This is a genomic window from Chryseobacterium lathyri, assembly GCF_003290185.1.
Classification (GTDB): domain Bacteria; phylum Bacteroidota; class Bacteroidia; order Flavobacteriales; family Weeksellaceae; genus Chryseobacterium; species Chryseobacterium lathyri.
In genome coordinates, this window is the sequence record NZ_QNFY01000018.1 from 20,918 (window position 1) to 41,291 (window position 20,374).

Consider the following 20,374-nt stretch of genomic DNA (forward strand, 5'->3'; position numbering starts at 1 on the left):
ATCCCGAGAGACCGCACTTCAAACAATATAATTAAATTTACTACTTCCAACCGCCGCCAAGAGCTCTGTAAAGATCTACAATGCTGCTCAGTCTCTGTCTTTTTACGGACGCAAGATTCAGTTCAGCCTGTAAAGAATTTCCCTGAGCTGTTATCACTTCTAAGTAATTGGCCATTCCGCCTTTGTAAAGCATTTCTGCACTTTTTATTCCGTTTTTCAACGTTGATACCTGTTCTGCCGCTTTCTGTTCCTGAACTTTTAAACTTTCGTTAGACACCAAAGCATCGGAAACTTCACCCACAGCATTTAAAACAGATTGACGGAAGGCCAATACATTTTTCTCTCTCTGGATTTTAGCTACATTCAGGTCGGTTTTTAACTGTCTTTTCTGGAAAATTGGCTGGGTAATTCCCCCTAATACAGATCCGAACAATGAAGCCGGAATCTGGAACCAGTTATCGATTTTAAATGAATTAACACCTCCGCTTGCCGTTATTTTCAAGGCAGGGTACATATTAGCCTGAGCAATTCCCACCATTGAATTGGATTCTAACAGAACCAGTTCCTGCTGACGCACATCCGGACGACGGCTCACCATAGCTGCCGGAAGGCCTGCTGAGATATCCTGCGGAAGAGAAGTGTCAGACATTTCAATTGTTCTGCTGATTTTAGTTGGATTTTCACCTACAAGAATACTTAAAGCATTTTCCTGGATTGCAATATTTTGTTCCAGCTGAGTGATCAAGAGCTCCGTAGCCTGTTTCTGTGCCGTAGCCTGCTGAACGCCTAAAGAAGTTGTATCACCGCTCTGCCACATTTTTTCAGTAATCGAAAGCGTATTGTTGCTTAATTCAAGATTTGATTTTGCAATATTTAATTGCTTGTCAAGCATCAACAGGTTATAATATCCCTGGGCAATCGCTGCAACTACCTGGGTCTGTACTGCTTTTGTAGCTTCGTAAGTTTGCAGGTACTGCATTCTTGAAACTTCCTGCTGATTTTTGATCTTGCCCCAGATGTCGGCCTCCCAGGAAAGATTGAATGCTGCGTTGTAATCTTCAACGTGGTTCTGGCCTAAAAATGAATTTAAGCTTTTCCCGTTCATGCTGTTTTCCGAAGGTTTTGAAATTTGTGCTGACACACCAAAGCCTACATCAGGATACTGAAGATATTTTGCCTGTTTCAGTTTTTCCTGTGAAGAAGCTACCTGTTTTAGAGCAATCTGTAGATCATAGTTATTTTTTATTCCTTTTTCAATCAGTCCCTGTAAAATAGGATCGCTGAAAAACTGTTTCCATTCCAGGTTGGCGATGCTTGCTGTATCAGCAGTAGCTGTGTACTGAAATTTTTCCGGGAGCTGAAGGTCCGGCTCCGTATATGCCAGTTTGGACACACACGAAACCGCGCCTAAAGCCAATATAAGGGTCAGAATAAAATTCTTAATTCTTTTCATAGTTTTAAATAGACTTTTATTTGAAAACAAAACTTTGAGAGGATTTTGTTGATGCAAAGAGGTCTTTAGTAGGAGAATACTTTGCTTTTACCGAACCATTAAGAACATTTAAGGAGTTAAGTTTAGTTAAGAAAATCAAATAGATTTATAAGTATATGCTTCAAGCGGAGCTCATCTTAATATTCTTAACATCTTAATACAACTTAATGGTTCATAAAAAATGTGATTTTAATCTCTCAAAGTTTTGTAAATCATTTTTTATTAATGAGCAGTGGCTAAAAGTTCTTCCTCCAATTTTTGTTTTTGAAGTCTTCTCTTTTTTCTGCTCGGCATTTTTTCATGCAGGTACTGGAAGATTACATACATTACCGGAATGATGAAAATCCCGAATACTACTCCTGTAAACATTCCTCCTACGGTACTGATACCGATAGAATGGTTACCCTTTGCAGCGGCTCCCTGTGTCCAAACCAGCGGAAGCATACCGATGATGAAGGCAAATGAGGTCATCAAAATAGGTCTCAAACGTAATCTTGAAGCCTGAAGGGCTGATTCAATCAGTGTTTTTCCTGCTTTTCTTCTCTGAACTGCAAACTCTACAATCAGGATCGCATTTTTCGCTAACAGTCCTACAAGCATGATCAAACCTACCTGAACGTAAATATTATTGTCAATTCCTGCTAACCCGGTGAAAGCAAATACTCCGAAAATCCCTGTAGGAACTGTTAAAATAACAGCGAACGGAAGAATATAACTTTCATACTGGGCAGCCAATAAGAAATACACAAATAGTATACTTAACATGAATACAAATGCGGTCTGGCCACCTGTTTTGATCTCCTCACGGGTAATTCCCGTCCATTCATATCCGAAACCTCTCGGAAGAGATTTCTGAGCCACTTCTTCTACAGCTTTAATGGCATCTCCGGTACTGTAACCAGGTTTTGGAGTTCCATTGATGGTTACTGCATTGAACAGGTTATTTCTTGTTACCGTTTCAGGTCCGAAAGTTCTTTTTAAAGTAACCAAAGTCTTTACAGGAACCATTTCACCTAAATTGTTTTTAACATAAATCCCTTCCAGAGAATTCGCATCCGTACGGTAAGGAATATCTGCCTGGGCCATTACTCTGTAATATTTCCCGAACCTGTTGAAATCCGAAACAAAGCTACTTCCGTAATAGATCTGCATGGTCTGCATCAATTCTGTTATGGAGACACCCAGCTGATTCGCTTTATCCGAATCTACATCTATTGTGTACTGAGGATTTCCGGCAGCATAAGTTGTAAAGGCGAATGCTATTTCCGGCCGTTTCATCAGTTCACCGATAAAGGCCTGAGTGGTTGTTCCCAACTGCTCAAAAGAGCCGTTTGTTTTATCCTGAAGCATAAATTCAAATCCGGAAACGTTACCAAATCCCTGTACTGTCGGGAAATTGAAGAAGAACGCGTTGGCATCTTTCACCTGTGATACTTTCCCTGTCAGCGCTGCTGCAATCTGATCCGGGTCTTTCATTTCACCACGGTCTTTATAATCTTTCAGCTTAATGAAACCTGCAGAATAAGGGGATGCGTTGGCATTACTGATAAAGTTCATCCCATCAGCTACCCAAAGGTGATTCATGGCTTTTTCAGCATTTACAATTTTATCAATCTGCTCAGTAGCTCTGTTCGTTCTGTCCAGTGAACTTCCCGGAGGGGTATTTACAGCATATAAAACGAATCCTTGATCTTCTGTTGGGATAAACCCTGTCGGAGCTTTATTGATTAAGAAAATACTTGAAGCAATGATAAGTGCAAGACCTCCAACGGCTACCCATTTGTTTTTAATTAAAAACTTAAGGCTGTAGATATATTTTCTGGTCATATTATTGAAGGCTACATTGAATGCATTGAAGAATTTCGCTCCAAAACCTTTTTTATGACCGTGCTCACCATGTTCTCCCTGAGGATCATTTAAGAATAATGCACATAAAGCAGGACTCAATGTTAATGCATTGACTGCTGAGATCATGATTGCTATTACCAAAGTAAAGGCAAACTGTCTGTAGAAAACTCCCGCAGGACCCTGCATGAAACCAACCGGAATAAATACGGCACACATCACCAATGTAATGGAAATAATGGCACCGGAAATTTCACTCATAGAGTTTGTAGTGGCTTGCTCTACCGGCATTCCTGTCTGTTCCATTTTGGAATGGACGGCTTCTACCACCACAATAGCATCATCCACCACAATACCGATGGCGAGTACCAGTGCGAACAATGTCAACATATTGATACTGAATCCAAACAGTTGCAGGAAGAAGAAGGTACCGATAATGGCTACCGGAACTGCAATCGCAGGAATCAATGTAGATCTGAAATCCTGAAGGAAAATATACACCACAATAAATACCAGGATAAATGCAATCACCAAAGTCTCAACCACCTGATGTATAGACGCATCCAGGAAGTCTTTGGAATTGTACATGATGATTGGCTTTACTCCTTTTGGAAGGGTAGGGGAAAACTGATCAACCTGCTTTTCAATTTCAGTAAGAATTTCATTCGCATTGGAACCTGCAGTCTGAAGGATCGCGAAACCTGCTACAGGTTTACCGTCCACTCTGTTGGCTGCTGTGTAAGTATAAGAACCGAATTCTACTCTGGCTACATCTTTTAATCTCAAAAATGAACCATCGTTATTGGCTTTGATAGCAATATTTTCATAGTCTTCATTTTTGCTTAGTTTACCTTTATACTTTAAAATATATTCGTAAGTTTCCTTACTTCCCTGGCCGAGACGTCCCGGTGCAGCTTCAAGGTTATGATCTTTGATAGCGGCCATTACTTCCTGTGGAGAAAGGCTATTGGCTGCTAGTCTATCTGGTTTTAACCAGATTCTCATCGAGTAATCTCTTGTTCCGAAAACCTGAGCCTGAGCAACACCCGGAATACGCTGGATCTGCGGAATAATATTGATCTTCAGATAGTTTTGAAGAAACAGCTCGTCATATTGCTTAGGGTCATCACTGGACAGTCCCATGAACATAATCATACTGTTCTGTACCTTCTGTGTGGAAATTCCGGCCTGAACTACTTCCTGAGGAAGCTGGCTCATCGCTTTAGATACACGGTTCTGAACATTGACTGCAGCATTATCCGCATCTGAGCCCTGTTTGAAAAATACGCTCAGGGTCATGGTACCGTCGTTACTTGAGTTGGAGGTCATATAGGTCATATTCTCAACTCCATTTACTGCTTCTTCAATAGGAACAGCAACGGAGCGGGCTACAACTTCAGCGTTCGCTCCCGGATAAAATGCCGTTACCTGAACACTGGGAGGCGCAATATCCGGAAACAGCGTAATCGGCAGATTGAAAACCGAAAGTGCCCCCAGCAATAGCAGTATAATGGAGATGACCGTTGATAGTACGGGTCTTTCTATAAATTGTTTTAACATAAGAAGTTTATTTTTTTAAGTCTTCTGTATTCGGAATAGATTACAAAGGTTTAGCTCTCAATAAGCTGTCAGATGAAATTACTTTCGGCTTGATAGAAGCTCCGTCCTTTAGGTTTCCGATTCCGGTGTATACGATTTTCTCACCCGGAGAAAGTCCTTCAGAAATAAAGTAATAGCTTTCGGTTTTTCCTGAGATTTTTACCGGTTTGCTGGTTACTTTGTTGTCTTTACCTAAAATATAGACATAAGTTTTGTCCTGAATTTCAAAAGTAGATTCCTGCGGGATTACCACAGCATTGGAAAGCATCTGAGGCATACGCACTCTTCCTGTATTTCCTGTTCTTAAAGCGCCTTTTTCATTAGGGAAAACTGCACGAACGGTAATGGCTCCGGTGGTTTTATCAAACTGCCCGTCTACAATACTCATTTTCCCTTTTTCAGGATACGTACTGTTGTCTGCGATCACCAGGTCTACCATTGGCATGTTCTTTAGCTTTTCGTCTAAGCTCGCTCCCGGGTATTTATTCTGAAATGCGATAAAATCCAGTTCACTTAAAGAGAAATAGGCATAAATTTCGCTGATATCCGATAATAGTGTCAACGGATTAACATCTGTTCTTGAGATCAGGCTTCCTTTTTTGTAAGGAATTCTTCCGATATATCCGCTTACAGGTGCTGTAATGGTGGTGAATCCTACATTTATTCTGGCACCTCCTACAGATGCTTTTGCCTGTGATGCGGCGGCTACGGCTGCTGCATAATTGGCTTTAGCCGTTTTCATCTGTACATCAGAGACAACTTTTGCTTCTACCAGTGGCTGAAGTCTGTCAACCTCCACTTTGGCCTTTTGAATATTGGCATTGGCCACCTGTAAATTGGCCTGGGCCATATTCATTTGCTCGCCATAGGCTCTTGAATCTATTTTAAATAAAGGCTGTCCGGCTCTTACATATGAGCCTTCTTCTACGTAGATTCTATCCAGGTACCCATCTACCTGAGACCTGATTTCCACGTTATTTTTACCCTCCAGTGCGGTAGGAAATTCCTGATATGTTGTAGCTGGAGAGGTGATCACGGTGTAAACCGGAAGCTCCGGAGCAGGCGGTGCTGCATTGGAACCTTCTGCTGCTTGGGTACAGTTCTGCAAAAGGATAATACTTGATATAAGTACAATAAACCTTATTTTTCCAGGTATTTTCATTGTTGGTTTAATTTTTTTAATGAAGTGTTAGATTTAAGTAATAATGTTCTTTTAAATAAATTCTGTTATTTTTCCTAACGGTGTTAATGATTAGTTCAAAAAAAATTTCAAAATTTTTAATAAAGGTCAGATCGTCATTTTCATAATAGCTGGCTGTTTTTAATGTTGAATTTTATATATAAGTGAGGTGTATTAAGTATGTGTTAATTTATCTAACGGTGTTAAGTTTAAAGGAAAAACTGTCCCGAAATTTGAATGCTTGTTTTCATGGTTAAATTTTTAGTTTTAAGTGAATATTTATTGATATTCAAATGTTATATTTCCTAACAGCGTTAATCTTTGGTTCAAAAAAAAATTACAAAGACTTAACAAAAGCAGAAACCGTTTCGTCTAAAGTCGTTTTATTCATTGTAGAAGGAATATCTGTATTCCGCATCATCATAATAGAGATCAGCCCGTGCACCGCCGAAAATAAAGCGTGCGACATATGGCAGGCATTGTCCGGATTAGATCCGTTCTTTTTAATAATATTATAGGTACATTCATAAATAAGGTCCTGGAATGACGAAAACTCTTCTTTCATCTGGCCCTTTCCGCTGCATTGCATTCCTAACCCAAACATCAGCTGGTAGTATTCTTTATTTTTGAAAGCAAAATTCCAGTAAGCATCTACTATGGCAATAAGCTGCTCTTCCGGAGTGTCGAATTTTCTCTGTGCCTTTAACAGTTCTATGTGAAGGCAGTGAAAACCGTTCAAAGAAATTTCATACAAAATTGCCTCTTTGTTTTCAAAATAATCATAGACTACAGGAGCACTGTACTCAATAGCATCTGCAATCTTCCGCATCGAAAGTGAAGCCCAGCCTTCTGTTTTAGCCAAACCGAAAGCCGCCTGCAAAATATTTGCACGAATGGATTCTTTCTCTCTTTGACGACGTTCATGTAGGCCCATGATTTTTTATTTACTAACAGTGTTAGCAAAACTACAAACTTTTAGGCATAACTTCCAAATAATATTTAATAATTAACATTTAACTCAAGTTTATAAATTGCTGAATTGGCTTTATATTAAAAGAAACTTTATCTTTGCGGATAAAGAAAATAAAGGATATGAATACTCCCTCTAATATGCTGGCTTTAGGAACCAAGGCTCCGTTTTTCGAGCTTCCGAACCCTTCAAAAACTAACGAGATCCAATCTCTGGAAGATCTGAAAGGTGAAAAAGGTACACTGGTGATCTTTATGTGCAACCATTGCCCGTTTGTTCTTCACGTGATCGACAAGATCAACGAATTGTATGAAGATTATAATGATAAAGGGATTGAATTCATTGCGATCAATGCCAATGATGTTGAAAAATACCCGGCCGATGCTCCGGAAAAAATGATAGAATTCCAGATTGAAAGAAAGTTTGATTTTCCATATCTGTATGATGAAAGCCAGGCGGTTGCTAAAGCTTACGATGCAGCCTGCACACCGGATTTCTATTTCTTTGATGATAAACTGGACCTTATCTACAGAGGACAGATGGATGATTCAAGGCCTGGGAATAATAAAGATGTAACCGGAGAAGATCTGATCATTGCTTTCGAAAATCTTTTGTTGGGGGAACCTCAGGAAGAGATCCAGAGACCAAGCATGGGTTGTAATATTAAATGGAAGTAATTTATAGTGAATGGTTGAAATTTTTAACCATTATATATAAGTATAAAGCTGTTCTTTTTCAAGAGCAGTTTTTTTTATGTATAAACCTCTGCGGATTTGTGGGGAAATATTCTATAAAATATGCTTCGACTCCGCTCAGTATGACATCGTTAAAATAAAACAATTAGTATTAGAACTGTCATGCTGAGTGGAGTCGAAGCATTTTGAACTATTTTTTAAAAACTAGCCTTAACCTTAGCTTCATTCTCAACCTTTAAATCCACATTCACTTTATTATGCGAGAAATTCTTTATAAACTCGGAAGGTGTTTTCTCCGTATATTTTTTAAACATCCTGTTAAAATACGTAACATTATTAAACCCGCAGCTGTAGCTGCATTCTGAGATACTATTATCCTGAGCCATCAACAGGCAGGCCTTATTAATACGGTAGCGGTTTACAAATTCCGTAAACGTGATCTGGGTAGCCTTTTTGAAAAAATTACAAAAAGCAGGAAGTGTAAGGTTGGCGAGTTTTGCTACATCATCAATATTGATTTCCTTATCGTAGTTGTGTTCTACATAAGTAAAGATGTTTTCCAGCCTTGCCTTGTTTTTTGAAATAATGGTGTATGGCATGATTTCCTTGTTCAAAAGATCATAATCCTTACATTTTGAAAGTTCAAACAGAATTTCAAGCAGGAGAAGATACCTTTTGTAGCCTTCCGATTCCAGCATCAGTTTCAGCTTGGGAAGCATGAGTTTTTTGATCTTATGATGAAATTGGATCCCGTATTTAGAAAGTTCCAGCAGATTTTTAATCGATCGGGCCTCTATTTCCTGTTGTGGAAACTGAAGTATTTCCTCCCTGAACTGAAGAACAATTTCTTCATGAGGATCTGTAGAATTTAATCCAAATCCTGAATGTGGAATATTGGAGCCGATCAATACCAGATCGCCGTTCGTATAATTGCTTTTATGATAGCCAACATGGCGGGTTCCGTTCCCGGAAACAATACATACAAGCTCAATTTCGGGATGGTAATGATATTCCCATTTGAATTCTGAGATCGGCGAATTGTTGTGCAGGGTACGGAAGGAACTCTTTTCGTTCGGAATTATTCTTTCGAAACTGACTTTCATTTGATTAATCGTATTTATCCAATAAAAATACTAATTATATTAATATAGTTCAAATATTGATTTATTGTGTTAAATTAATGTTAACCCAAATGCTTCTATCTTAGCCGACAAGAAATGATCTCCATGAAAAATTTCAATATTAAAGCTGTATTATTTTTGAATTATTTTGTTTTCGCCATTCTTCTGAATTCCGTGGGAACAGTTATTCTGCAGGTACAGCAGAACTTCGGAATCTCAAAATCTTCAGCGAGTATCCTTGAGGGTTTTAAAGATCTCCCGATCGCCATATGTTCATTTATCCTGGCATCATTCCTTCCAAAAATAGGGATCAAAAATTCAATGTTGATCGCCCTTTTCCTGGTAAGCTGTATGTGTTTTGTCATGCCTTTCGCCAATGATTTCTGGTTTTTCAAATTATTGTTTACCATTGTAGGCGTTTCATTTGCCTTAATAAAGATCTCAGTGTTCACATCTATTGGTCTTGTGACCGATACCGACAAAGAACATTCGAGCTTCATGGGCTTTCTGGAGGGATTCTTCATGATTGGTGTATTGGCAGGAAACGTACTTTTCAGTTTGTTTATTGATGACCACAATCCGAAATCTACCCGGTGGTTGAATGTATATTGGGTCCTGGGAGCTGTTTCAGCGTTGTCATTTCTGTTTTTATTCTTTTCAAAATTAAATGAAAAAGAGGCGAGAAGTGAGAAAACCGATTTGTTGGGAGATCTGAAGAACAGCATAAGTTTATTCAGCTATAAAAAAGTATTGTTTTTTCTTTTATGTGCTTTCCTTTTTGTATTGGTAGAACAGAGCTTCCAGACATGGACCCCTACTTTTTATAAAGAAATATTGAAGCTTCCTACTTCTATGAGTATCCAGGCGGGGGCCGTTCTTGCAGGAGCTTTTGCTTTGGGAAGATTCTTATCAGGCTTTTTCTCTAAAAAATTCAGCTGGATCTACGTAGTTTCTTTCTGCGTGATCGGTTTTGCCATCAGTATTATTTTGGTTCTGCCGCTGACTCATAACATTCAGATTGATAATAAAACGGGATGGTTCAACGCGCCTCTTGTAGTGTATTTGTTTCCACTGATGGGAGGTTTGCTGGCACCAATATATCCAAGTATCAACTCTGTAATTCTGGCATCCATTCCAAAATATTTACACAGTGCCATGTCCGGACTGATTGTGGTTTTTTCTGCGATCGGCGGAACGATTGGCTCAATGATCACTGGTTTTGTCTTTCAGGAGTTCAGTGGGCAACAGGCATTTTACCTTTCACTGATTCCGCTTTCACTGCTGATCATTTCAGCTATTTTCATGAATAAATTAAAAATAAACCCTAAGAAATAATAATGAATAAGCAGCTTTACATAAAAGAAATTCAAACTCTTTTTGATGATGTACAGAGAGCTCAGATTTTTGAGGACCAGAAGATGATGACAGATGCTGTTCCGATGTTTCCTGTTTCGGAGATCAATGCGGAGTATGAAAAGAAAAAGGGGAGTGAAGGGTTTGATCTGAAAGATTTTGTGATGGCGAATTTTGATTTTCTGGGAGCAAGAATATCAATCCAGAGAGAAGATCAGTTACCCATTGAGCAGCATATCGAAAAGCTTTGGGATCAACTTACCCGTACTGCGTATGAAGAAAAAGGAACATTATTAAAACTTCCGAAGCCATATATTGTCCCGGGAGGCCGTTTCAATGAATTTTTCTATTGGGACAGTTACTTTATTATGCTTGGGCTTCAGGTTTCAGGAAGAACCGAAATGATGGAAAATATTGTAGAAAACTGTTCTTATTTAATTCAGAGTGTAGGATTTGTGCCGAATGCGAGCAGAACTCATTTCCTGAGCCGTTCACAGCCTCCATATTTTTCGCTGATGCTGGACCTGCTTTTTGAAACTACAAATGATGAAAAAATTTATATTCAATATCATGATACTTTAGAAAAGGAATATGCTTTCTGGATGAATGGAGAAGAGTGGCTGGAGAATAATTCAAGTGTGAAAAGGGTGGCAAAAACACAGAACGGAGATATTTTGAACCGTTATTATGATGCAGAAAATGCACCACGCCCTGAAAGCTATCTTATTGATATTGAAGACAGCGAAAATGCAGAAACAGAATTTTACAGAAATATACGAAGTGCCTGCGAATCCGGCTGGGATTTTTCCAGCAGATGGTTTGCAGACGGAGAACATATACAGACGATAGAAACACTGAACATTGCTGAAGTAGACCTGAACAGTCTTTTATGGCATTTGGAGAAAACATTGGCAAAATCTTCGGTACTTCTGAACCAGGCAGATAAAGAAAATTATTTTACTGAAAGAGCAGCAAGACGCAGACAGATGATCGATACTTACTTTTGGGATGAAAACACTGAATGTTATAAAGATTATCACTTAAAAAAACACAAAAACACACCGTCTGAACATATTGCTGCTCTTTACCCTTTATTTCTCGGATTGGCAGATCAGAAACAGGCAGAATCGGTTGCTAAGCATATTGCTGAAAAATTTCTTTATCAGGGAGGTCTTGTAACTACCACAAAGAAATCCGGCCAGCAATGGGATCTTCCGAATGCATGGGCGCCCTATCAATGGCTAGGCTTTAAAGCAATGAGAAACTACGGCTTTGATGATCTGGCTGAAAAAATAAAAAATAACTGGTGCGGGAATGTAGAAAGGGTGTACGGCAACACCGGAAAATTAATGGAAAAATACAACGCATTAGACACTGAAACAATTGCAGGAGGCGGAGAATACCCGAATCAGGACGGATTCGGATGGACGAACGGGGTCTATCTTAAATTAAAACAAAACTAACTATATAAAAATCATGCTATGAAAAAAAGATCGATATTTTTAATGGCTGCCACCGCTACGCTTTACTTTAACAATGCGTATGCCCAGGAAACCCCTCAGGATTCCATCAAGACGTCATCCATAGACCAGATCGTTATCACCGGAAACTCCGGCCCGAAAAAGAAAATAGAATCCAGTACCGCTATTTCTACTTTTACAGCAAAAGAGATCCAGAAACAAAATCCTATCAGTGCTGCCGCTCTTTTACAGAGGGTTCCGGGATTTGCTGTGGAGACTTCCGGTGGTGAAGTAGGAAATAATCTTTTCGCAAGAGGGATTCCTTCTGCAGGAGCTTATGAATTCGTACAGGTGCAGGAAGACGGACTTCCGGTTTTTGAAGACGGAGCACTTCAATTTGCGAATGCGGATAATTTTTTCCGTGTAGATAACTCTGTAAGTAGGCTGGAAGCATTAAGAGGAGGTTCAGGTTCTATTTATGCGAACAATTCTCCAGGAGGTCTGATCAACTTTATTACTAAAGAAGGAAGTAATGATTTTAAGGGGACAGCAAAACTTGAAACCAGTACTTATGGACTGATGCGTACAGATGTGAATGTAGGCGGCGCATTGGTTCAGGATAAGCTTTTCTTTAACGTTGGCGGATTCTACAGAACAGATAACGGAATCAGAAAAACAGGTTTCAGAGCTAATAACGGCGGACAAATCAGAATGAACCTTAAGTATGTGTTTGATAAAGGCTATGCTAAAGTATATTACAAAAAACTGGATGACAGGAATACATTTTTCCTTCCGATTCCTTTGATTCAAGACGGAAATGATCTTAAAGAATTTGCCGGTTTCGATGCCAATTATGGAACATACAGCTACAGAACGATCAGCCAGTTAAGTATTCCACAGGCTGGAGGAGGCTTTTTCAAAAGAGATCTTGAAAACGGAATTCACCCAAAAGTAGATGTGGTAGGTGCAGAATTTAAATATGATCTTGGAAATAATTTCAGTGTTCTGAATAAGACGCGATATACCAATATCAATATGGAATATACTGGAATGTTTCCTGCCGGAGCTCCGAAACTGGCTTCTGATTATGCAACTAAACCTGTTAGTGAAGGCGGTTTAGGAATGAGTAATTACCAATACTCGTTGGTGAGCAATGGCTCTGTTGTGAATCCTCAATATATACAGAAACTAGGATTCTGGGCTATTGATAAGCAGATGAATAATTTTGTAAATGACCTTCAGGTGAATTATAAATTTGATAAAGGAAATGTAACAGCTGGTTTCTACAAATCAAACTGGAAGTCTCATCAATACTGGAACTGGAGCAATATTTTAACAACAGCCACAGACAGGCCGCAGCTTTTAAATCTGGTGAATCCATCTATGAGCCCTTCAGATTTAGGATATTCCCAGACTTACAATGGGGTAAAGGATATGTCTTTTCTGATCAGAGATTCACAGATCCAGGGAAGTCTTAATGATGTTTATCTGAATTTAGATTATAACGTAACAGATGCTTTAAGCCTTAATGGAGGAATGCGTTACAGCCGTGACTATTATAAAGGATATGGAGTCAATACAACAACCGCGAATCTGAATAATTCAGGTTTAACGACTGATGGAACACACAGCTTTGCGACGACTACGGCAGATGATAATATGGCAGTGTTAGGTAATAAGTATACCTACTGGTATTATGATATCAACAAAGTATCTTATACATTGGCCGCTAATTATAAGATCAACAAGGAAAATGCGGTGTACGCCCGTTTTTCTCACGGTTTCAGATCGCCAAATGAAGAAGCTTACTATAATAATATGTCAGATCTGAGCGCCATCAAGGCCGTTGATACCAATCAGTTGGAAGTTGGATATAAATACTATTCACGTACTTTTGATATCGGAATTATTCCTTTCTATTCTACGCTTAAAAACCTTTCATTTACTGATGTATTCTCAGACGGAACTTCAGAAAATAAATTCGCCAACACCACGAACTTTGGGGTAGAAATAGAAGGATACACAAGACTTTTCAATAATATTCTTGAAGTGACGTTCAATGGGACGATCCAAAATCCGAAATACAAAGATTTTGTAGGTAAAAATGCGGATGGAACTACCTTTGATTATGATGGAAACACCGTAAGAAGAATGCCTAAGTTCTATTTTAATATTTCTCCTGCAGTGAACATCACAAAAGAATGGAGAGCTTACGTAAGCATGAATTATTATGGAAAACGTTTTCAGAACGAAGGAAATACGGATGATAACATTCTGCCTTCATTCACCGAAGTTGGTGCAGGAATGTCTTACCAGTTAGGGAAAATACGTTTTGCAGTAGACGGAACCAATATCTTTAATACGATTGGAATTACAGAAGGAGATCCAAGATCCCAGATTACACCGGGAACGAATATCAGAATGGCAAGACCGATCATGGGAGCCGCGGCAAGAGCATCCATCACACTAGATTTCTAAACTTATATTTTCTTTATAAAAAAAACCGCCGGGAAATTTTCCTGGCGGTTTTGATTTTTTGTGGGGTAAAATGTCAATGGTGAATTTTGCTTCGCAAGTGAATGGTGAATTTTAGCAACTCATAAAGTTTCGGGATGTGGGATGATGGTTACGGGATGCGGGTTTCGCGGTTCGAACTAGCAACTGCCAACCAGCAACCAAACTCCCCACCCATATACTCTAAAACTCTTCAACTCGAAAAACCCGTATCTCGAAACTATTTAAAAAACGGATTATACTGCTTCTCAAACCCTATTGTCGTAGGATTCCCATGGCCTGAAAAAACTTTTGTTTCATCATCCAGAATAAATAGTTTATGAGTGATGCCGTCGATAAGTTGGTCATAGTTTCCTTTGTAAAGGTCGGTCCTTCCGATACTGCCTTCAAAAAGAACATCACCAGAGATCATGAATTTTTGGTCTTCATTATGATAAACTACGCTTCCCGGAGAATGTCCCGGAACATGATAAATTTTGAATTTTTCTCCGTCCAGGTCAAGAATTTCGCCTTCATTAATATATTTGATATCTGCTTTTACGGGTTCAACAGAGAATCCGAACCTCATGCCACTGGCCTGAAGCATGTCCAGTACTTCCTGATCTTCTTTATGCATATGAACAGGAACTTTGAAAGTATCAAAAGCCCACTGCAGGCCCAGAACATGGTCAATATGAGCATGGGTAAGAAGGATTTTTTCGATCCTAAGACTGTTTTCAGAAATAAAGCCTTCTATAGCTTTAGTTTCCTGCTCATTCATGTTTCCCGGGTCAATCAGCCAAGCATTTTTATTTTCATTGTAAAGGATATAAGTATTTTCGCTGGCAAAATTGAAAACGAAGCCTTGAATCTGAAGCATAACTGATATTTTTTTATTTCAAAAATACGATATTATTAAGAAAATCCCGATTTTTCGTTATCTTCGTCATAATGAAAACTTTGCGAATACTTTTACTTTCTTTAGGTGGACTGGTTTTTGGACAAAATATCCAAAGTATACAATTATTCAATCCTCAGACGAATGATGAGACACCTGTCATAAGATTTGGTGAACAGCTTGTTTTAAGCTTTGACGATCTTACTAATTCCAGCGAAATCTATAGGTATACGATCAAACATTATGACCGGAACTGGAATGATGACAATTTATTTTTTACAGAGATTGCCAATGGAAGTTTAAATGGACTCTTAGATAAGTTTGAGTATTCTTTTAATACCATTCAGGCTTATACCCATTACAAGCTTACCTTCCCGAATGATAAGATGCAGCCGAAGATTTCTGGAAATTTTGAGCTGATTGTTTATAAAGATTCAGCTGACAGACCTCTTTTCAAAAAACGTTTTTATCTGGTGGAAGATGCTGCAACGGTTGCTTTGAATGTCTCAAGAATTGCAGATGCCAAAAAACCGAACATCAACCAAAGGATAGAGGTAAAAGCGACTTCAAAAGCGGGAGACCTTTCTTCTAATGTCAATTCCATGACTTTGAACGTGATGCAGAACAACAACCCTAATGAAGTGGTTAATAATTTGAAGCCAAGCGCAACATTAGGAAACCAGCTGCTTTTTCAGCAGATGAGTTTAACATTTCCCGGCAATAACGAATTCTATTATTTTGATAACAAGAATATGAATATGGCTGCCGATATGGTGAGTACTACGGAATTGAAGGACGGTGTAAATCACACCTATTTGCATCCGGTATGGGCCTTTCCCCTGAACTATCAGTACCAGCCTGACGTGAACGGAGCATGGTTCTATAGGAGAAATGATCTGGGGCTGGAAAGAAATGCTGAAAGAGAGGCAGACTATTCATGGGTGTATTTTTCTCTGGATTCTGATCCTGTGGATAAAGAGATTTATGTACTGGGAGGTTTTAATAATTTTAAGCCAAGCAAAGAAAATCAGATGCAGTATGATGCTGCCAATAAAAAATATGTTGCTAAAATATTCCTGAAGCAAGGATTTTACAACTATATTCTTGCCACGAAAGAAAGTGACGGATCTCTGAACTTTGGAGAAATTAATGGTAATTTCTGGCAGACCGAAAACTTGTATCAGGCATTTCTATATTACGCACCTTTCGGACGTAATTATGACGGACTGATGGGATATGGAGAATTCAGAACACCTATCGGGAAATAATTTCGGGGTAAACTGTCCCTTTTTTATCAAATATTCTATACAATAGCAATTTACTTAAAGTAAAAACACCATTTAGGGAACTGTCTCATAAGAGATGGTTTTTTTTTTGAACCTATGATGAATAAATAATTTGAAGAGGGAATTAAGAGTTTTAAATGTAATTATTTATTATGCATAGCATATTGAAAAAAATATTTCATAAAATGTTGAATTGTGTAAAAAATATTAGTCTATAATTTTTGTAGGAATAAAATTGTTTTAAATTAATTATAATGTTTTTAAAAATATTTTAAATTTAAAACAATTGTTCTATTTATTTATTGTGTTTTATTTATTGGTATCATTGTTTCTTTGCGAAAAATATATAAATTCGTTCTCACGTTCAAACAAAATAATATTTTTATGAAAACAAAATTTATCTTTGCATTTAGTATTGCAGCCTCTGCCTTTGTTTTTGGGCAGGAAAATCCATCAAAATTAATCTCTGGTAAAAACGGACTTCATGCAGAACTTATCAGGTTCGACAAAAACGGACCGGATTTTAAGGGACAGCCTGTTTTATTTGATGAAACAACTAAAAGAGTTTCACAGGGACAAGGTTTAAGACTAGGTTCAGAAAAAGATGCACTTGGTTTTGAAACCCACAGATTCCAGCAGACCATTAATGATATTCCTGTAGAATACGGAATGATGGCAGTGCAAACAAAAGGGGGCAAAGTAGTAGGGGAAACCGGAAAATGGATCCTTAAAGCACCTGCATCTGCAGAAAAAAAACCTGCTATTTCTGAAAGTATTGCATTACAGAGTGCTTTATCTTTTGTAGGGGCCGATTCTTATAAATGGCAGAACAAGGAAGAAGAGGAATTCCTTAAAAACGAATCTAAAAATCCTAATGCAACTTTTGCTCCAAAAGGAGAATTGGTGTACTATTCAGATCCTTCTGATGAAAAGCTGACTGATCTGAAGCTTGCTTACAAATTTGATATCTATGCAGAAAAACCATTAAGCAGACAATACGTTTTCGTAGATGCTAAAAATGGCGCAGTTTTAGGAACTGATGCGTTGATTCACGAAACCAATGCTCCAGGAACCGCTACAACTGTTTACAGCGGAAGCAGATCTATCGTGGCAGATTCATACAATGGAAGCTATAGATTAAGAGAAACAGGAAGAAATACCGGCACAGCCGTAGAAACTTACAACCTGAGAAAAGGTACCAATTATTCGAGTGCAGTAGACTTTACAGATACCGATAACAACTGGAACAACGTAAACACCAATAAAGATCAATATGCTACTGATGCTCACTGGGGAGCTGAAATGACTTTAGATTATCTTTATACGAAATTTGGCAGAAAGAGTATAGACAATAATAATTTTGCCATAAAATCTTACGTACATTACTCAACCAACTATTTTAATGCTTTTTGGGACGGTTCCAGAATGACTTATGGAGACGGAAGCTCAACAAATGGAAATAAACCGTTAACTGCATTAGATGTTTGTGGTCACGAAATTACCCATGGTATGACCTCAAAAACAGCCAATCTGGCTTATCAAAGAGAATCAGGAGCATTGAATGAAGGTTTTTCTGATATTTTCGGAAACAGCATAGAACGTTGGGCAAGACCTACTCAGGCAAGCTGGAAGCTGGGTGAAGACTTTAGTTATGTGATCAGAGATATGGCTAATCCTAATGCTTACAGCCAGCCCGATACTTATAAAGGAACATACTGGAAAGATGCAACTACTACAGGCTGTGCAGTACCGGGACAAACTACCAATGATTATTGTGGAGTTCATACTAACTCGGGAGTACTTAATTTCTGGTATTATCTATTAGTAACCGGAGGTTCTGGCACAAATGATAATGGTTTTGCTTATAATGTTACGGGAATCGGCTTAGATAAGGCAGCAGCGATTGCTTATAGAACACTAACGACTTATCTTACGTCTTCTTCTACCTATGCCAACGCAAGAACTTCTTCTCTTCAGGCAGCGGCAGATCTATACGGAGCTGGTGGAGTTGAAGTTACTCAGGTAACCAATGCATGGAATGCAGTAGGCGTTGGCGGAGGAACTTCTGTAGCTGGAAAAGTGGCAGCAACGGAAGCTTTGCTTTACACCATCAGCCCGAATCCGGCTACCGACAAATTTACTGTTGAATTTGAAGGAAAAGAAGGAAACGGAATTGTTGAATTAGTAAGTCTTACAGGAAAAAGAGAACTTTCTGAAAAGATCAAAATTACCAACGGTAACAATAAAGTAGATGTTCGGTTACCTTCTAATATACTTTCAGGAGTATATGTAGTAACGGTTAACGGACAGAAAGCAGGAAACCTGATCAAAAAATAAATTTTAATATATTTCTAAGAAAGGCCGCAAAATTTATTTTGTGGCCTTTTATTATTTTATGTACCGATATGTTTTATACCAAATAAAAATCATTCAGTTTTTCCTCACAGAGTATCTTTACTACATCGATCCAGCGGTCTTCATCATTCAGGCACGGAATGTAGTGGAAGTTTTCTCCACCTCCATGCTGGAACTGTTCCTTTCCTTCCACTGAAATTTCTTCTAGGGTTTCCAGACAGTCGGAAACAAAAGCCGGACAGACAATAGCCAGGTTTTTTACTCCTTTTTTAGGAATCGTCTCTAAAGTTTCATCCGTATAAGGCTCTATCCACTTGTCTTTTCCTAATCTCGACTGGAAAGAAACAATTGTTTTTTCTTTTGGGAGTCCTATCTTAGCAATAACAGCTTCCGTCGTTTTATAGCACTGATGGCGGTAGCAGAACTGGTGGCTTGGGTTATTATCCCGTGAGCAGCAGTCATTAAGATTGCATGTCTTTGTAGGATCTGTTTTATAAATATGTCTTTCCGGCACACCATGATAAGAGAACTGCAAAACATCAAAGTTTTCAGGAAGCTTTTCCTTTATGCTTTCCGCAAGACAGTTGATATAAATTTCCCGGTTATAAAAAGGCTGTATATAATTAATCTTTACCTTCGGAAACTTCTTTTTCCGTACCTCCTCTGCTTTTTCAATTACCGTTTCCGTTGTACTCATTGCATATTGCGGGTACAATGGGAATAGGACGATCTCAGAAACCCCCTGATCAACTAGCTTTTGAATACCTGTTTCAATGCTTGGTTCAGCATATCTCATTCCGATTTCTACCGGCACATCAACTACTTTCTGCAGTTTCTTTTGGATTTTTTCAGTAATGACAATTAAAGGAGAACCCTCATCTGTCCATACTGTTTTATAGGCTTCTGCAGATTTTGCAGGTCTTGTTTTAAGAATAATCCCCTGAACTAAAAGAGCGCGGAATATCCAGCGGTAATCGATGACCCTTTCATCCATCAAAAATTCATCAAGATATTCCTTTACATCATTTACAGCTGTAGATTTTGGAGAACCAAGATTTACCAGTAAAATTCCTTTTTTATCCAATATTTTAATTTTTATTAAGAAACAGTATTTTCGAAATCTGTTATCAATGTTGATACTTGGGCAAAGGTATTATTTTCAACCAAGCCTTTATCGTTAAATTTTCCTTTTATACCTCTTATTAAAAGCTGATGCTGATCTTCTGCTTGGGCTCCGAGTGTTTTCAGAATCATTACCAATTCTTCATGCCCTTTTTCTCCATTGGCAGATGCCGTAATGACAGCAACCGGTTTTTCAGAAAAAACAGTCGTGGAGACACACCATTCCAATAAGTTTTTCAACCTGCCGGGAATGCTGAAAATATATTCCGGAGTAGAAAACAAGACACCTGCCGAATTTTCAATTTCTTCCCTGATCTTTAGTACTTCGTCTGGTGTATCAGTATCCGTTAATGAAGTGTCAAAATGCGGAAGAGCAGAAAGATCATCATAGATGTGGAAATTGGCTGCCGGATGTTTTTCCAGAACCTGTTCTATTAATTTTAGGTTGCTGGAATTTTTTGTGGCACTTCCAATAATGACCAATATTTTCTTTCCGGCTACCATT

At 38.4% G+C, this 20,374-nt stretch carries 14 protein-coding genes; 6 read left to right on the forward strand and 8 right to left on the reverse strand.

Going from position 1 to position 20,374, the window contains the following annotated elements; all coding sequences use genetic code 11:
* Positions 1 to 40 precede the first annotated feature (40 nt).
* The 4 genes from DRF61_RS20270 to DRF61_RS20285 all read right to left on the reverse strand — a co-directional run bounded on the left by DRF61_RS20270 (position 41) and on the right by DRF61_RS20285 (position 7,050).
* A complete protein-coding gene (locus DRF61_RS20270; protein WP_111960485.1) occupies positions 41 to 1,453 on the reverse strand; it encodes an efflux transporter outer membrane subunit in 1,413 nt (470 codons plus the stop codon).
* A 261-nt stretch (positions 1,454 to 1,714) separates the two neighbouring features.
* Positions 1,715 to 4,897: an efflux RND transporter permease subunit gene (locus DRF61_RS20275; protein WP_111960487.1), complete on the reverse strand. Its 3,183-nt coding sequence runs from the start codon at positions 4,895 to 4,897 to the stop codon at positions 1,715 to 1,717.
* A 40-nt stretch (positions 4,898 to 4,937) separates the two neighbouring features.
* Positions 4,938 to 6,098 carry an efflux RND transporter periplasmic adaptor subunit gene (locus DRF61_RS20280; RefSeq protein ID WP_111960489.1) on the reverse strand — a complete coding sequence of 387 codons (1,161 nt, stop codon included), beginning with the start codon at positions 6,096 to 6,098 and terminating at the stop codon, positions 4,938 to 4,940.
* Positions 6,099 to 6,453: 355 nt separating this feature from the next.
* Positions 6,454 to 7,050 (reverse strand): TetR/AcrR family transcriptional regulator, encoded by a 597-nt coding sequence (locus DRF61_RS20285; protein ID WP_111960491.1) that lies wholly within the window; start codon positions 7,048 to 7,050, stop codon positions 6,454 to 6,456.
* A 158-nt stretch (positions 7,051 to 7,208) separates the two neighbouring features.
* Between DRF61_RS20285 and DRF61_RS20290 the strand changes: the two genes are divergently transcribed.
* Positions 7,209 to 7,763, forward strand: a complete 555-nt coding sequence (locus DRF61_RS20290) for a thioredoxin family protein (protein ID WP_111960493.1) — start codon at positions 7,209 to 7,211, stop codon at positions 7,761 to 7,763.
* 215 nt (positions 7,764 to 7,978) lie between these two features.
* Here DRF61_RS20290 and DRF61_RS20295 read toward each other — a convergent pair whose 3' ends face one another.
* Positions 7,979 to 8,884, reverse strand: a complete 906-nt coding sequence (locus DRF61_RS20295) for an AraC family transcriptional regulator (protein ID WP_111960495.1) — start codon at positions 8,882 to 8,884, stop codon at positions 7,979 to 7,981.
* Positions 8,885 to 9,007: 123 nt separating this feature from the next.
* On the opposite strand from DRF61_RS20295, the gene DRF61_RS20300 reads away from it, so the two are divergent.
* From DRF61_RS20300 to DRF61_RS20310, 3 genes are read left to right on the forward strand one after another with little or no spacing between them, the layout of a single operon-like run.
* A complete protein-coding gene (locus tag DRF61_RS20300; RefSeq protein ID WP_111960497.1) occupies positions 9,008 to 10,237 on the forward strand; it encodes an MFS transporter in 1,230 nt (409 codons plus the stop codon).
* A 2-nt stretch (positions 10,238 to 10,239) separates the two neighbouring features.
* Complete coding sequence (locus DRF61_RS20305) at positions 10,240 to 11,718, forward strand: trehalase family glycosidase (protein ID WP_111960499.1); 1,479 nt, start codon at positions 10,240 to 10,242, stop codon at positions 11,716 to 11,718.
* 18 nt (positions 11,719 to 11,736) lie between these two features.
* Complete coding sequence (locus tag DRF61_RS20310) at positions 11,737 to 14,193, forward strand: TonB-dependent receptor (RefSeq protein ID WP_111960501.1); 2,457 nt, start codon at positions 11,737 to 11,739, stop codon at positions 14,191 to 14,193.
* Between the two features lie 256 nt (positions 14,194 to 14,449).
* Here DRF61_RS20310 and DRF61_RS20315 read toward each other — a convergent pair whose 3' ends face one another.
* Positions 14,450 to 15,088 (reverse strand): MBL fold metallo-hydrolase, encoded by a 639-nt coding sequence (locus DRF61_RS20315; RefSeq protein ID WP_111960503.1) that lies wholly within the window; start codon positions 15,086 to 15,088, stop codon positions 14,450 to 14,452.
* 71 nt (positions 15,089 to 15,159) lie between these two features.
* Between DRF61_RS20315 and DRF61_RS20320 the strand changes: the two genes are divergently transcribed.
* Positions 15,160 to 16,374, forward strand: a complete 1,215-nt coding sequence (locus DRF61_RS20320; RefSeq protein WP_111960505.1) for a type IX secretion system plug protein — start codon at positions 15,160 to 15,162, stop codon at positions 16,372 to 16,374.
* A 402-nt stretch (positions 16,375 to 16,776) separates the two neighbouring features.
* A complete protein-coding gene (locus tag DRF61_RS20325) occupies positions 16,777 to 18,729 on the forward strand; it encodes a M4 family metallopeptidase (RefSeq protein ID WP_111960507.1) in 1,953 nt (650 codons plus the stop codon).
* A gap of 73 nt (positions 18,730 to 18,802) precedes the next feature.
* Here the strand turns inward: DRF61_RS20325 and hemH are convergent, their stop codons facing one another.
* Together hemH and DRF61_RS20335 are read right to left on the reverse strand one after the other, a co-directional pair.
* Complete coding sequence (hemH, locus tag DRF61_RS20330) at positions 18,803 to 19,831, reverse strand: ferrochelatase (RefSeq protein ID WP_111960509.1); 1,029 nt, start codon at positions 19,829 to 19,831, stop codon at positions 18,803 to 18,805.
* A 14-nt stretch (positions 19,832 to 19,845) separates the two neighbouring features.
* A complete protein-coding gene (locus tag DRF61_RS20335) occupies positions 19,846 to 20,373 on the reverse strand; it encodes an NADPH-dependent FMN reductase (protein WP_111960511.1) in 528 nt (175 codons plus the stop codon).
* Position 20,374 lies beyond the last annotated feature (1 nt).